Raw genomic sequence first — 13,412 nt, forward strand, 5'->3', positions numbered from 1 at the left:
TCAGGCGGCTCCTGTGTGTTCGTCTTGAGCGCCGTAATCGTCGCCGCTTTCGTCATCGGCATCGACGTAGCCTGCCGCATCGCCATCCGGCCAATCCTCAAGCTCCGCGCCCTTCGAAATCGCGCGTGAGAGTCCGGCGAGTTGCGCGCTCAGGTCGGCTTCGATCACGCCATAGTCCCAATCGCAGGTGCAGGTGCCCTCGGGCGCGTCGTCGTTCACGATGACTTCGACGTTGAGCGGCGGCGACGCCTCCCGGCTGAGCTCGCCGAACAAGCGCTGCGCGCGCTCGGCGTCCGACGGCGGCACGATCACGGTCAGGTGCGTCGCGTCGTCGAGCGCGCGGCCGACCGTCAGCGCGACGCGGCGCATCAGCGCATCGCGGTCGCTCTCGGCGACGACCTGCTCGATCGCCTTCATCACGATGCGCGAGAGGCGGTCCGCCGAGGTGCGCAGCTCTTCCTCTTCGCGGCGCAGCCGCGCGAGATAGCGCGCGTGCACCTCGGCGAGCGCGCGCCGGTTGCCCGCCGCGTAGCCGAGCCGCGCGCTGTTGTTGAACTTGCGCCGCGCGGCCGCGACGAAGCCGTCGGCCTCCAGCCGCGCCTTCTCGACGAGCGCGCGCGCGCGCTCGGTAGCGTCGGACATGGTCGCGGCGACGAGCTCGTGCAGGGCGTCGACCGCGTCGGAGAGCTCGATCACGCGCGCGAGCTCTCCGGCGCGCACGACGTCCGTGTCGACGGCCACGACCTGCGGGTGGTTCTTCAGCCAAATAGCCATTGGAGCTCCGGAAACATGCCGCTCGCGGCGGAAAAGAATCGATTCGTTTCGTTCGCGCTGTCGGGCATGGCGTCGTCCCGCCAGCGCGCGTCGACGTCGTCCGCGCCGAGCCGCGCGATATCGGGCGCTGGCCCCTGCTCGTCGCTCGCCATCGCGAGGTTCAACTCCACGAGGTTGCGCAGGCTCGCATTGCTGCATGCGCCCGAGGCCGCAAGCGCACGCCAACCGTCGCGGGCGAGTGCGTCGGACGAGACATCGGCGGGCAGCGCGTGATCGGCGCCGCCGTGCTCGGCCGGCAAGGCCAACAGCACGGCCAGCGCATTGGGACCGATGCTGGCGGCGAGAGCGTCGCGCACGCGCCTGTCGACGCACCGCCGCACCGCATCGCGGCAGGCAAACAGCGCGCGCGCCGCGGACAGGCGCCGCAGCGCATCGGGCGCGAGGATCGCGATGCGGTTGCCCGGCTCCAGAAACGCCGCGAGCGGCACTGGCGCGCCGAACCAGATCCGCCGCGCCGCCTCGGCCCGGATCGCATGCGCGTGCGCGTCGAGCGCAGGGTCTCGGCCCTCGTCCGGCAGCGTGAACTCGCGCGACGCATCACCGAGCACGCCGGCCAGGTCGCGCACACGGGCCTCGAAGGCCGCGAGCATGCGGATCAGCGGATGGGCTGCGGCAGCGGTCATGTCGTGAGCGCCTCTTTAGCTTCACGCGCATTGAGACGCTTAGCCTTGTCGAGCCACGGCATCGCACGCTTCACGCGCTCCGGCGCAAAGGCAAACGCCGCCGCGCCCAGGGCCGCGAGCACGCCGAACATTGCCGCCACCGCGAGCCCGATCGTCAGGCCGTGGCCGCCGCGCGTCCGGTCATCGCTGACCGGCGCCGGCGCGGGCTCGGAGGCCTGCACGAGCGTCACGCTGACGTTGTCGTACGAAAGCCCTTCGACGCTGTGCACGACGAGGTTCTTGATGCTCGGCACGAGCGCCTGGATGTCGACGCCCGCGCGGTACTTGATGAACACCGCCGCCGACGACGGCTTCACGACATTCGAGAGCGGATCGTTGTTGGGCAGCACGATCTGCACGTCGGCATAGGCCACGCCGTCGATGCGCGAAAGCATCGCCGAGAGCTGCTGCGATACGCCATAGATGAAACGCACGCGCTCCTCGGTCGGCGTCGAGATCAGGCCGTCCTTCTTGAACATCTCGCCGAGCGAGGTGTACTTCTGATGCGGCAGCCCGTGCGCGCGCAGCACTTCCATCGAACGCGCGAAGTCGTCCTCGTCGACGGACACCTCCCACGACTTGCCGCTGTCCGGCGTCGACTTGCTCGCGTCGATGCCGGCTTCGAGCAGCACGCGCATCAGTTCGTTGGCGTCGGCTTCGGGCAGTTGCGCGAACAACTGCTTGCTGCAGCCGGCGAGCAGCGCGGCGCTCACGACGGCGAGCGCCAGCGCGCGGAATACGTTCGGTAAGCGGCGCATCGTAGCTCCTGTCATTGGTTCTTCATCAAGGTCTGCACGGTGCCCTTGCCGCCCTGCGCCACGGCCGTGCCGACGTAGATCTTGACCATCTGCTGAGTGATCTCGTGCTGGATCTGCAGCGACTGCGCCGTGACCTGCTGCAACGAGAGATTGCCGCTCGACGCTTCGAACGCGTCGATCTTCGCGGTCAGCTGGCCGAACGCCTCGTCCTGCGACGTGACGGCCTGAGAGATCGAGGACGGGCCCGTCACATGGGTACCCTCTTCCGGCACGAGACGCGCCTCGGAAAGCGCCTGGCGGAAACGCTCGCCGAGGCCGCCCGGCGCCTGCGCGCCGGTGGCGGAGGCCGGGCCCGCGCCACCGGCGGCTTCCACGCCGCTCATCGGCGGCAGCGGCGGGATCGGTGCGACTGCGGAAGTCATGGCAGGCTCCTTACGCGCGCAGGTAGCTGAACGACATCGCCTGGCGCAGCAGGTCCGCGGCGGCGGCCGATGCGGTGGCCTTGTCGTTGGCTCCGTTGGCTCCGTTTGCGGCGTCCTTGGCGTCTTTGTCGCGCTTGCCCATCAACAGGCCCACCAGGCCGACCGATTCGGCATCCTCGTCGCGTGTGATCACTTCGTTTGCGTAAATGCGCCAGCTCGGGTCGCCGAGCGACGACAGGCAGACGGCCAGCAGCGCCGTCACGTACGGGCCGAACGGCGCCTGCAAATCGCGCCCTTCGAGCTGGCGCAGCATCTGCGCGGCATCGGCCATGCGGTTGCGGCGGATCAGGAGCCACGCGTCGTACGCATGCAATTCGACGAACTTCGGGCGCATCAGGTGAAGCGCCGCGAGCAGGCGGTCGGCTTCGTCCAGGTGCCCCTTTCTTGCCGCCCAGGTCAGCATCTCGACCAGGCCGGACACAAGACGATTGCTGCATGTCGTGAGATTCATCGTTAAGCCTCGCGGTGTTGAGTCGTTCATGGATGGCGGTCTACGGTGCCGCCACGTCGGCGGCGTGCGTGTGTGCGTTTGCGCCAATGGACGTAACGTATCCGCTCTACATGCGCTGCGCGGCGCGATGGCGCGAAATCTCTGGCTCCTCAGCGAATTTCTGGCCGTGGTTTGTTTCTTGCCGTTTGGGTTTTCGTGAAAAGTTTGGGTTTTCGTGAAAACTTTGATATCGCGGCGGTCCGTATAGTCCGTCCCTCCCCGGGACCGGGGTCACTTTGGTCTTGCCCAAAGTAACCAAAGGCGTGTCCTAGGCGGACGGCCTGGCCCGTTAGCACTCAGTCCTGCCAGCGATAGCGGTCTAGGGCAAGCGTCACCGCTCGCCGCACGTCCCGTTAGCACGCGGCACCGAATGGCCTTGCAACGAAACAAATGGAAGACATCGGTTTGGCCGCGCCCCACGTTGCCTGCGATTGGATGTGAGCACGGGGGCATGCGCCGCATCGAAAGACAAGGGTCTTCGGACCTTGCCTGACCATCAGTATTGGTTTGATTCGACTCTGCGTAATCCCGTGCCGCGTGCTAACGGGCCGTACGGCGAGCGACAACAGTAGCCCCCAGAACGCTATCGCCAACAGCACTGAGTGCCTCCGGGCCAGGCCGTCCGCCCAGGACACGCCTTTGGTTACTTTGGGCAAGACCAAAGTGACCCCGGTCCCGGGGAGGGACGGACTATACGGACCGCCGCGATATCAAAGTTTTCACGAAAACCCAAACTTTCCACGAAAACCCAACCAGCAAGAAAAGAAACAAAACACCGAACACCTTTCGCCGAACGACGCACCGTTTCGTCGCCCGCCGGCACGCACCAAGCGGAACACAGCGAGACTCGACACCGATTCTTAAGTACCGCCCCAATTCAAGCGGAGCGCTATCAATGTCCGACGAGAAAACCGAAGAGCCGACAGAGAAGAAGCTGAAGGACGCGCGCCGCGACGGCGAGACCGTCAAGAGCAACGACCTCGCGTTCGCGCTCCTGCTGCTCACGGCCTCGCTCGGCTTCTCGTTCGCGGGCCCCGCGATGGGCGAGCATCTGCGCGCGATGCTGCACATCGCGCTCGACGATGTGCGCGCGGCGAGCGAGCCGGACTTCGACCTGCGCCGCGCCATGACCGGCATCGCGATGCAGGCGCTGCTGCTCTCGATTCCGCTCGGCGTCGCCGTGATCGCGGCGATCGTCTCGGTCGCCGCGCAAGTCGGCTTCCAGATTTCGTTCAAGCCGCTCGAACCGAAGTTCAGCGCGATCAATCCCGGCTCGGGGCTGAAGCGCATGTTCGGGATGCGCTCCTTCGTCGACCTCGCGAAGATGCTCGTCAAGGCCGCGATCATCATCTTCGCGCTCTGGAAGACCCTGCTCTCGCTCGTGCCGCTGATGGTCGGCGTCGCCTACGAGCCGGTCCCCGACCTGATCCAGATCTCGTGGACCGCCCTGTGCCGCCTGTTCGCCGTCGGCGGCGTGCTCTACCTCGTGATCGGCGCCGCCGACTGGGCCGTGCAGCGCTGGCTCTTCATCCGCGACCACCGCATGAGCAAGGACGACGTCAAGCGCGAACACAAGGACTCCGAGGGCGACCCGCAGCTGAAGGGCAAGCGCAAGCAGGTCGCACGCGAGATCGTCGAGAGCAATCCGGAAAAGAAAGTGGCGAGCGCGCAGGCCGTCATCGTCAACCCGACGCACTTCGCGGTCGCCGTGCGCTACAGCCCCGACGAGTACGACCTGCCGCGCGTGGTCGCCAAGGGCGTCGACGCCGATGCGCTCGAAATCCGCCGCATGGCCGAGCGCCACGGCGTGCCGATCGTGCGCAACCCGCCGCTCGCGCGCGCGCTCTACCTCGTGCCGCTCGACGATGCGATTCCCGAAGCGTGCTTCAAGGCGGTCGCCGCGGTGCTCGCCTGGGTCGACGACCTCGCCGCCGACGCCCACGCCGACAGCCGGGCCGCCCGCACCACCTCTCCCGATTCCTCCGCCTTCCCTTCCCGAGGCCTGCCGTCATGACCAAGAGCACTCAACTCTCGCAGTACAGCGGCGAAGTCGCCATCGCCGGCGTCGTCGTCGCGGTCATCGCGCTGATGATTCTTCCGCTGCCGACGTTTCTCATCGATACGCTGCTCGGCATCAACATCACAGTGAGCGTCGTACTGCTGATGGTCACGATGTACATCCCGAAGGCGACGTCGCTCTCGGCGTTTCCGTCGCTCTTGCTGTTCACGACGCTGTTCCGGCTCTCGCTGAACATCGCGTCGACGAAGTCGATCCTGCTCAACGCCGATGCGGGCCACATCATCGAGAGCTTCGGCGAGCTTGTGGTGGGCGGCAATCTCGTGGTCGGGCTGGTGGTGTTCCTCATCATCACGACGGTGCAATTCATCGTGATCGCGAAAGGCTCGGAGCGCGTCGCCGAAGTTGGCGCGCGCTTCACGCTCGACGGCATGCCCGGCAAGCAGATGAGCATCGACGCCGACGTGCGCGCCGGCAACCTCACGGCCGAGCAGGCGCAGAAGCGCCGCGCGCTGCTCGCGATGGAAAGCCAGATGCACGGCGGCATGGACGGCGCGATGAAGTTCGTCAAGGGCGATGCGATCGCCGGCCTCGTGATCACGATGGTCAACATCCTCGGGGGCATCGTGATCGGCGTGAGCTATCACGGCATGTCGGCCGGCGAAGCGGCGAACCGCTTCTCGGTGCTCTCGATCGGCGATGCGATGGTCTCGCAGATTCCGTCGCTGTTGATCTCGGTGGCGGCCGGCGTGCTGATCACGCGCGTGTCGGACGAAGACGCCGAACCGCGCTCGCTCGGCACCGAAATCATCCACCAGCTCTCGGGCAACGCGCGCGCGCTCTTTAGCGCCGCGGCGCTCTTGTGCGGCTTCGCGCTCGTGCCGGGCTTCCCGTCGGCGCTCTTCGTCGTGCTCGCGGGCGCGCTGGCGGCGGGCGGCTTCGCGCTGCGCCGCAAGCAGCGCAAGACGGAGGAGCCGGCCGGCCCCGAGCTGAAGGCGCTCACGCGCGAAGGCTCGAAGGAGAAGGCGCCGACCATCTCGAACAAGCCGCCCGCCTTCGCCGTGCCGCTCGCGATCCGCCTGTCGCCCGCGCTCGCCGCGCTGATCGACGCCGAAGCGCTCGACGCCGCCTTCGAGCGCGGCCGCCGCGACTTGAGCGCGGACCTCGGGCTGCCGTTTCCGCGCACCGCCATCTGGATCGCCGACGATTTGAAGGACCACGCCTACCAGCTGCTCGTTCAGGACGTGCCGTCCGATCCGGTCGATTTGCCGCCCGGGATTACCGTGTTGCGCGAAGCGCCCGAGGCGCTCCTCGAACACTGCGAGAAGCGCGTGAGCGTCGCCGGCCTCGAAGTCAGCTATTGGATCGATGCGGCGAAAGTGACGGGCGATGCGGCCCACACCGCGATCGGCCGCGAAACGCTGATCGCGCAGCATGCCGCCGCGCGGCTCGCCGCCGAGGCCAAGCTCTTCATCGGCCTGCAGGAAACGCAGTGGCTGCTCGAGCGCGCCGGCGCCGACTACCCGGGCCTCGTCGCCGAAGTGCAGAAGGCGCTGCCCGTGCAGCGCATCGCCGAAGTGCTGCGGCGCATGCTCGAAGAGCACGTGCCGATCCGCAACATGCGCGTGATTCTCGAAAGCCTCGTCGTCTGGGGGCCGAAGGAAAAAGACCTGCTGATGGTGACCGAGTACGTGCGCGGCGACCTCGGGCGCTTCATCGCGCACCGCGCCACGGGCGGCACCGGCGAGCTGCCCACGATCGTGCTCGATCCCGAGGTCGAGCAGGCGATCCGCCAGGCGATCAAGCCGACGCCGGCGGGCAACTTTCTTGCGCTCGAGCCGTCGCTGATCGACACGCTGCTAGGCAATCTCGAAGGCATCTGCGGAGCCGAGCCCGCCAGGCAGGTGGCCGTCGTCACGGCCATGGACATCCGCCGCTACGCGCGCCGGATGATCGAGCAGCGCTTTCCTTGGCTGCATGTCTATTCGTTCCAGGAGCTTGGCTCCGACGCGCATCTGACGCCGGTCGGGCGGCTGACGTTTTGACTCGCTATGTGGTTTGGGGGTGTTTTGTTTCTTGCCGTTTGGGTTTGTCGTGCAACTTTGATATCGCGGCGGTACGTATAGTCCGTCCCTCCCCGGGACCGGGGTCACTTTGGTCTTGCCCAAAGTAACCAAAGGCGTGTCCTGGGCGGACGGCCTTGGCCCGTTAGCACTCAGTCCTGTTGGCCGTAGCGGTCCTTGGGTTCCAGCGTCTCCGCACGCCGAACCGCCGAAGCGCACGCGGCTCGTGGTCGCCCAGCTTCGAAACAAATTGAAGGCGTCGATTCGGCAGCGCTCCGATCCTGTCTTCGCCTTCCGGCCACACCGCCTCCCTCTATCGAACGGACAGGTTGATCGGATGACTGACTATCCATACAGTGACTCGATGACTTCCGCTAAACCCAATCGCTTACACAGGAGGCACACACGCATCTGATGCCGTAAACGCAGCGCGGGCCGTATGGGCGGCAACCCATACGACCCGCTGACCACCATCAACTCTCCAAAGGAGTCGATCATGGCTGACGCCAATGTTACCTCACGTCCCGCTCACCCCGAGCGCCGCGTCACGATTCAGCAATGCCGCCGCTGGCGGCCCTACTTGCCTCGACCCCGTAACCGCCCACCCCTCGTGCTCTGGTTCAAGCTCTCTGGGCGATGGCTCGAGCACGCCGGTTTCAAACCCCATCAGCAACTCAAGATCGAAGTCCAGCAAGAACGGCTTGTGATCACGCCTGCGTAAGTGATCGCATAGACAGCGAACCCGGCGCGAGGCTCGAACCTCGCACATGGGCCTCAAAGCCCCGCGCGCCACGACCCGCGCTTCGCGCATGAGCTTCAAACCCTCGCGCGCCGCCGTCCGAGCCTCGCACATGAGCTTCAAACCCTCGCGTGCCGCCGTCCGGGCCTCGCACATGAGCTTCAAACCCTCGCGTGCCGCCGTCCGAGCCTCGCGCGTGGGCCTCAGAGCCCCGCGCGCCGCCGTCCGAGCTTCGCTCATGAGCCTCAAAGCCTCGCGCATGGACCTCAAAAACCCAACTGAACGGAAGGCCACGCCCAAGAGGGCGGATTTAGGTTTCGTGGGGCATGCGTTGCAAGACGAGCCTTTTCAGGCCTTTCCTGACCGGCGACATGGGTTTGATTCGAAGCCGAGGCGACCACGAGCCGCGTGCGCTTCGGCGGTTCGGCGTGCGGAGACGCTGGAACCCAAAGACCGCTACGGCCAACAGGACTGAGTGCTAACGGGCCAAGGCCGTCCGCCTAGGACACGCCTTTGGTTACTTTGGGCAAGACCAAAGTGACCCCGGTCCCGGGCAGGGACGGACTATACGCACCGCCGCGAATTCAAAGTTTTCACGAAAACCCAAACGGCAAGAAACAAACCACGGCCAGAAATTCGCTGAGGAGCCAGAGATTTCGCGCCATCGCGCCGCGCAGCGCATGCAAGGCGGATACGTTACGAACCATCGGCGCAAACACACGCCACCGCCATGGCGGCACCATAGACCGCCATCCGTGAACGACTCAACACCGCGAGGCTTAACGATGAATCTCGCGCCTGTGGAACACTCATGACCGATCGCGCACGCAACGCCCGCGATGTCCGCATCGTGCCCGGGGCCGGGGCCGCGAGCCCCACTGCGACGCTCAAGCGCGGCGCGGCCGGCACGTCCGCCGTGCAGCTCTTTCGCGCGCTGGCCGCGCAGACGTCGGCGCTCGCGAGCATGCAGGACGCGCCCTGCGCCGAACCGCAAGCGGAGCCAGATGCTCCGGTCGACAGCGGAGCTTCATCGCTCGATGCCGAAACGGCGGTCCTGCCGAACCCGGATGCCACGAGCGGACCACTCACGCCTCCCGAGCTTGCGGATGCACTCGCCGAAGCGGAGCCGCCGCTAGCCAAAACAACGCTATCGATACGCAGCGCCGCCCGCAAGAAAAAACAGCCCGCCGAAACATCGGCCGACGACCTCGCCCTCGGCCAACACATCGTGCGCGCCTGCGCGAGCGCCGCGCACGGCGAGGTCTTCACGCAGCAGGTCGCCGAGCGCATCGCGCGCTTCTGCGCGATGACGGGCGCGACCGACGACGCCGCGTGGGAAGTCACGCTGCCGATGAACCCCGCCGTGCTGCCCGAGACTTCGTTGCATCTGCAACTTTCGCCGTCGCGCATGGTTCTTCGCTTTGAAACGACGGACGCGCGTTCGTCGCAACTTATCTTTGACAACACCGACGCACTGCGCACGCGCCTCGCCAATGTGCTGAGCCGCCAGATCGACGTCGACGTGATTGCATGAATCAGCTTCAAGTGGAGAAACCGGGCATGGCCAACGAAGTCAGTCCTTCCGCGCTCGAAAGCGGGCTGCCGCGCTACCCCGGCGCGCTCGCCCAGCTGTGCCGCGCGCTCGGCGATGCACGCTCCGTGCATCCGGGCGCGGAGTACGGCCTGCGCGCACGCAACATCGGACTCGCCTCGTACGAGCGCGCCATCGCGCTCGAACTCGAATGCGCGCATGGCCCGATCACCGTCGTCGCCGACGCGCACGACTATCCCGCGCTGCACACCATCGCGCTCGATACCGAGCCCAAGCGCGCCACGGCGCTCGCCAACCTGTGGCTTTCCGATCTGCTCGCGCGCATGCGCACCGAGCGAGGCGGCACGCCTTCGGTGAAAGCGATCCTGCTCACCGAGAACGCCGTCGACATCCCCGGCGTGCCGCTCTCGTTCACCGTCGACGGCATCGAAAAGCACTGCCTGATCTGCGACCTGCCCGCCGCGCTTGCCGACGAATACGCGCGCAAATGGATTGCGCGCCATACCGCTCCCAGGCCCGGCGCGATCGACGACATCGTCGTGCCCGGCGCCGTGCGCCTGAGAAGCCGCCGCTGCTCCCCCCTGCTCCTCGCTTCGCTCAAGCGCCACGACGTGCTGCTCGGCTGGCAGCCGTCGGGGCCGTACGTTGAAGGGCAGCCTCTCGAACACGCGTCGCTGCGCTTCGGCGCAGCGCGCGGCCGCCGGCTCATCGCAGGCGTTCGCGTCGATACGCATTCCGTAACCCTGGAGACTCACGTGACCACAGTCAACGACGCGCAACTCGACGACTTCAACCCGCATGCCGCCGCCTCGGCGGCCGGCGCCAACGAGGCGATCGTCGAGGTCGCAGCCATGGATCTGCCCGTGCATATCGAGCTGCTCACGGTCAACCTGAGCGTGGCGCAGCTGGGCGCGCTGCAGCCGGGCTACGTGGTCGACCTGCCGCTGCCCGTCAGCGACGCGGCCGTGCGCCTCGTCTCGTACGGGCAGACGATCGCGCTCGGCAAGCTCGTCGCCGTGGGCGACAACCTCGGCCTTCAAATCGAACGCATGGCGGCCAGCGATGAACGGCAATCTTGACGTCGCCTCGCTGCTGGTCGGCCTGCTTGCGTTCGGCCTCTTGCCGTTCGCGGCGATGGTGGTGACGTCCTACACCAAGATCGTGGTCGTGCTGGGGCTCCTGCGCAACGCACTCGGCGTGCAGCAGGTGCCGCCGAACACGGTGCTCAACGGCATCGCGATGATCGTCTCGTGCTTCATCATGGCGCCCGTCGGCATGGAGGCCGTGCATCGCGCGCAGCTCACGAGCGAGCAGTCGCCGACGAGCCAGGTGATGCCGATCTTCGATGCCGCGCGCGAGCCGTTCCGCCAATTCCTGGAGAAGCACACGGCCGAGCGCGAGAAGACCTTCTTCCTGCGCTCCGCGCAACAGATCTGGCCGCCCGACAAGGCCGCCGAGCTGAAGGCCGACGACCTCATCGTGCTCGCGCCCGCCTTCACGCTGACCGAGCTGACCTCGGCCTTCAAGATCGGCTTTCTGCTCTATCTCGTGTTCGTCGCGATCGACCTGATCGTCGCCAATCTGCTGATGGCGCTCGGGCTTTCGCAAGTCACGCCGACCAACGTCGCGATTCCGTTCAAGCTGCTCTTGTTCGTCTCGCTGGACGGCTGGTCGACGCTGATTCACGGCCTCGTTTCGACCTATAGGTGACACATGGATGCCGACGCCATCACCCACTTGACGACCAACGCGCTGACGCTGTGCCTGCTCGTCTCGCTGCCCGCCGTGGCCATCGCGGCCGCGGCGGGCCTCCTGATCTCGTTCATCCAGGCGGTCACGTCGCTGCAGGACACGAGCATCTCGCACGGCATCAAGTTCCTGATCGTGACCGTCGTGATCATCGTCGCCGCGCCCTGGGGCGCCTCGGCCGTGATGCAGTTCGCGCAATCCATCCTGCGCACGGTGTTCCCATGAGCCTGCGCATCCACTCGCCCGCAGCGCCGCCCGTCGACGATTCCGCGTCGTCGCAGGACACGCCGGGCACGCCAGCCGCACACGGACATCACCGGCATCACGAGCACGCCCGCGCGCAGCTGCGCAAATCGGCCAACCGCCAGCGCGCGAAAAAGCGGCGCGGCGCCGACTCGCAGGACGGCATCGACGAAAGCGGCGCAAGCGAAGAGCTGCTGATGATGCTCGAAGAGCATCTGCAGCGTAACGCGGAGATGGTGATGCGCGTCGGCGAGCGCCGCAACGGCGAGCGCGGCAACACCGGCGGCCAGCAGCAAAGCGACGGGGAGCGCGACACGGCAAGCGCCGGACTCTCGCCGCGCCGCCCGCGGCTCTCCCGCTCGGCGGCCAAGGCGGACGACGTGGACAACGTCGATCAAGCGCGCCTCGAAGCCGAAGCGGCACTGCTCGGCGCGCGCACCGCGCGAGCGGCTGCGAAGCCCGCGGGGTCTTCGACCTACGAAGTGCTGGCGGTGATGCGCGACTTCCTTTCGCTGCCGTCGCCGGCCATGCATGCGGCCGGCGCGCTCGCGCTGGTTCGCGCGCGCCTGATCGAAGCCGTGGATGCGCCCGCTGGGCGCGCGCCCCTGCAACAACAATCGATGAACCTGCTGCTGCCGCTGATGATGCTGAACTTGAAGCGTATGCGCACCGACAAGGAGCGTGCGCTCGCGCTCGCCAAGATCCACTCGCTGCTCGGCCACCGCCGCGCGGCGCCGGCCGCTTGAACGGGGCGGCACGACGCCCTCCAAACGACGACACCAGGAGTTCGCTCATGACCAAGGAAATTCGTTTGCTGACCGGCCGCCACGCCGGAGCCCGCATAAAGTTGAATCCAACGCTGACGCGCATCGGCAACGATGACGCAGCGGACATTCAGATCAGCGACTGGGACTTGCCTGCCATGCACCTGAGCCATCACGAAGACGGACGCCTTTCGATCGCAGCGCTGACGGCTGACGCCCCCGCCGTCATGCTCGACGACTTCGTGCCGCAGCGCTTCGGCACCATCGTGCTGTGCGCGGGCGACGCCGATGCGGCGTGGCCCTCGGACATCGCGCTGCTCGAAACGCTGCTCGCACCCGCGCCGGCCGCCGAGGCCCCTGCGCTGACGGCCGCGCTCGAAACGCCCCCCGTCCGCGCCGGCGCGCCGCGCAAGCACCACACGTTGCGCAACGCCGGGCTTGCGGGCGCGGCGCTCGTCGCGATCGGCTGCGCCGGCATCGCGCTGCCCGCAGTGCTGCAGCCGCGCGTGAGCGCCGGCGCCGCGCACGGCGGGGCCCCGCGGATCACCGCCGAGATGCTCGAAGCCACGCTCGCGCGTCTCAAGCTTGCCGACGTCGAAGTGAAAACGGAGGACGGCCGCTTTGCGATCGTCGGCGTCGTCCCCGACAGCGCGAGCGAAGCGATGGCCCGCAACGCGCTGGAGCGCATCGCCCCGAACCGCCTGGTCTGGCGCATCGGCTGCATCGACCAGATCACGCGCGATCTGCAGGAGTCGCTGCACGATCCGGCGCTGACGGTCCGCTACCTCGGCGACCGCCAATTCGCGGTCGCGGGCGTCGCGAAGCACGCCGACGCGGCGCGCCAGACGCTCGAGCAGGTGAGCGGCGATCTCGTGCCGATGGTCACGCGCATCGCGCTGCAGTTCACGCCCGACGACCGCATGGCCGCCCCCGCCGACGTCGAGTCGCTGCTCGCCGTCGACGATCTGCAATACATGGTGTCGAGCGACGGAACGAAGCATTTCGTCGATCCGCACACCACCCAGCCGCATACCCTCAACTGATTGATCCATCCAATCG

The 13,412-nt window shown here is 67.0% G+C and carries 14 protein-coding genes; 9 read left to right on the top strand and 5 right to left on the bottom strand.

The genetic code is table 11. The features are described 5' to 3' along the window. Genes sctL through FAZ69_RS03420 form a run of 5 tightly spaced genes read right to left on the bottom strand, consistent with a single transcriptional unit; the run spans nucleotide 1 to nucleotide 3,187 of the window. Nucleotides 1-774 (bottom strand): type III secretion system stator protein SctL, encoded by a 774-nt coding sequence (sctL, locus tag FAZ69_RS03400; RefSeq protein WP_169708542.1) that lies wholly within the window; start codon nucleotides 772-774, stop codon nucleotides 1-3. Then, nucleotides 759-1,457, bottom strand: coding sequence for a type III secretion protein HrpB4 (locus tag FAZ69_RS03405; protein WP_136892551.1), 699 nt, complete (start codon nucleotides 1,455-1,457; stop codon nucleotides 759-761). Before FAZ69_RS03405 ends, sctL begins: the two co-directional genes overlap by 16 nt. Continuing rightward, nucleotides 1,454-2,254, bottom strand: a complete 801-nt coding sequence (gene sctJ / locus FAZ69_RS03410) for a type III secretion system inner membrane ring lipoprotein SctJ (RefSeq protein WP_136892552.1) — start codon at nucleotides 2,252-2,254, stop codon at nucleotides 1,454-1,456. Before sctJ ends, FAZ69_RS03405 begins: the two co-directional genes overlap by 4 nt. An 11-nt stretch (nucleotides 2,255-2,265) precedes the next feature. Further along, a complete protein-coding gene (locus tag FAZ69_RS03415) occupies nucleotides 2,266-2,676 on the bottom strand; it encodes a hypothetical protein (protein ID WP_136892553.1) in 411 nt (136 codons plus the stop codon). Nucleotides 2,677-2,686: 10 nt separating this feature from the next. Continuing rightward, nucleotides 2,687-3,187, bottom strand: coding sequence for an HrpB1 family type III secretion system apparatus protein (locus FAZ69_RS03420; protein ID WP_169708543.1), 501 nt, complete (start codon nucleotides 3,185-3,187; stop codon nucleotides 2,687-2,689). A 934-nt stretch (nucleotides 3,188-4,121) separates the two neighbouring features. Here FAZ69_RS03420 and sctU point away from each other — a divergent pair. The 9 genes from sctU to hrpD5 all read left to right on the top strand — a co-directional run bounded on the left by sctU (nucleotide 4,122) and on the right by hrpD5 (nucleotide 13,396). Then, a complete protein-coding gene (gene sctU, locus FAZ69_RS03425; RefSeq protein WP_136892555.1) occupies nucleotides 4,122-5,240 on the top strand; it encodes a type III secretion system export apparatus subunit SctU in 1,119 nt (372 codons plus the stop codon). Next, on the top strand, nucleotides 5,237-7,288 hold the full coding sequence (gene sctV / locus FAZ69_RS03430; protein WP_136892556.1) for a type III secretion system export apparatus subunit SctV: 2,052 nt from the start codon (nucleotides 5,237-5,239) through the stop codon (nucleotides 7,286-7,288). Before sctU ends, sctV begins: the two co-directional genes overlap by 4 nt. Before the next feature lie 514 nt (nucleotides 7,289-7,802). Then, the gene (locus FAZ69_RS03435) at nucleotides 7,803-8,027 is read left to right on the top strand and encodes a SymE family type I addiction module toxin (protein ID WP_136892872.1); all 225 of its coding nucleotides are present in this window, start codon (nucleotides 7,803-7,805) and stop codon (nucleotides 8,025-8,027) included. Nucleotides 8,028-8,856: 829 nt separating this feature from the next. Continuing rightward, on the top strand, nucleotides 8,857-9,579 hold the full coding sequence (gene sctP, locus FAZ69_RS03440; RefSeq protein ID WP_136892557.1) for a type III secretion system protein SctP: 723 nt from the start codon (nucleotides 8,857-8,859) through the stop codon (nucleotides 9,577-9,579). Continuing rightward, the gene (gene sctQ, locus FAZ69_RS03445) at nucleotides 9,576-10,676 is read left to right on the top strand and encodes a type III secretion system cytoplasmic ring protein SctQ (RefSeq protein WP_136892558.1); all 1,101 of its coding nucleotides are present in this window, start codon (nucleotides 9,576-9,578) and stop codon (nucleotides 10,674-10,676) included. Before sctP ends, sctQ begins: the two co-directional genes overlap by 4 nt. Further along, entirely contained in the window at nucleotides 10,660-11,307 is a 648-nt protein-coding gene (gene sctR, locus FAZ69_RS03450; RefSeq protein WP_136892559.1) for a type III secretion system export apparatus subunit SctR, read from the top strand. The genes sctQ and sctR overlap by 17 nt, the downstream gene beginning before the upstream one ends. Before the next feature lie 3 nt (nucleotides 11,308-11,310). Beyond that, a complete protein-coding gene (sctS, locus tag FAZ69_RS03455; protein WP_136892560.1) occupies nucleotides 11,311-11,571 on the top strand; it encodes a type III secretion system export apparatus subunit SctS in 261 nt (86 codons plus the stop codon). Next, nucleotides 11,568-12,335, top strand: coding sequence for a hypothetical protein (locus tag FAZ69_RS03460; RefSeq protein WP_136892561.1), 768 nt, complete (start codon nucleotides 11,568-11,570; stop codon nucleotides 12,333-12,335). Before sctS ends, FAZ69_RS03460 begins: the two co-directional genes overlap by 4 nt. Before the next feature lie 47 nt (nucleotides 12,336-12,382). Then, nucleotides 12,383-13,396 (top strand): HrpD5 family protein, encoded by a 1,014-nt coding sequence (gene hrpD5 / locus FAZ69_RS03465; protein WP_136892562.1) that lies wholly within the window; start codon nucleotides 12,383-12,385, stop codon nucleotides 13,394-13,396. Nucleotides 13,397-13,412 lie beyond the last annotated feature (16 nt).

The sequence above is a fragment of the Trinickia terrae genome (genome assembly GCF_005144415.1).
GTDB lineage: Bacteria > Pseudomonadota > Gammaproteobacteria > Burkholderiales > Burkholderiaceae > Trinickia_A > Trinickia_A terrae.

What these genes read in the sequence shown, in the direction of transcription:
- sctL (WP_169708542.1), bottom strand. Translation starts at nt 774, where the DNA reads ATGGCTATTTGGCTGAAGAACCACCCGCAGGTCGTGGCCGTCGACACG.
- FAZ69_RS03405 (WP_136892551.1), bottom strand. Translation starts at nt 1,457, where the DNA reads ATGACCGCTGCCGCAGCCCATCCGCTGATCCGCATGCTCGCGGCCTTC.
- sctJ (WP_136892552.1), bottom strand. Translation starts at nt 2,254, where the DNA reads ATGCGCCGCTTACCGAACGTATTCCGCGCGCTGGCGCTCGCCGTCGTG.
- FAZ69_RS03415 (WP_136892553.1), bottom strand. Translation starts at nt 2,676, where the DNA reads ATGACTTCCGCAGTCGCACCGATCCCGCCGCTGCCGCCGATGAGCGGC.
- FAZ69_RS03420 (WP_169708543.1), bottom strand. Translation starts at nt 3,187, where the DNA reads ATGAATCTCACGACATGCAGCAATCGTCTTGTGTCCGGCCTGGTCGAG.
- sctU (WP_136892555.1), top strand. Translation starts at nt 4,122, where the DNA reads ATGTCCGACGAGAAAACCGAAGAGCCGACAGAGAAGAAGCTGAAGGAC.
- sctV (WP_136892556.1), top strand. Translation starts at nt 5,237, where the DNA reads ATGACCAAGAGCACTCAACTCTCGCAGTACAGCGGCGAAGTCGCCATC.
- FAZ69_RS03435 (WP_136892872.1), top strand. Translation starts at nt 7,803, where the DNA reads ATGGCTGACGCCAATGTTACCTCACGTCCCGCTCACCCCGAGCGCCGC.
- sctP (WP_136892557.1), top strand. Translation starts at nt 8,857, where the DNA reads ATGACCGATCGCGCACGCAACGCCCGCGATGTCCGCATCGTGCCCGGG.
- sctQ (WP_136892558.1), top strand. Translation starts at nt 9,576, where the DNA reads ATGAATCAGCTTCAAGTGGAGAAACCGGGCATGGCCAACGAAGTCAGT.
- sctR (WP_136892559.1), top strand. Translation starts at nt 10,660, where the DNA reads ATGAACGGCAATCTTGACGTCGCCTCGCTGCTGGTCGGCCTGCTTGCG.
- sctS (WP_136892560.1), top strand. Translation starts at nt 11,311, where the DNA reads ATGGATGCCGACGCCATCACCCACTTGACGACCAACGCGCTGACGCTG.
- FAZ69_RS03460 (WP_136892561.1), top strand. Translation starts at nt 11,568, where the DNA reads ATGAGCCTGCGCATCCACTCGCCCGCAGCGCCGCCCGTCGACGATTCC.
- hrpD5 (WP_136892562.1), top strand. Translation starts at nt 12,383, where the DNA reads ATGACCAAGGAAATTCGTTTGCTGACCGGCCGCCACGCCGGAGCCCGC.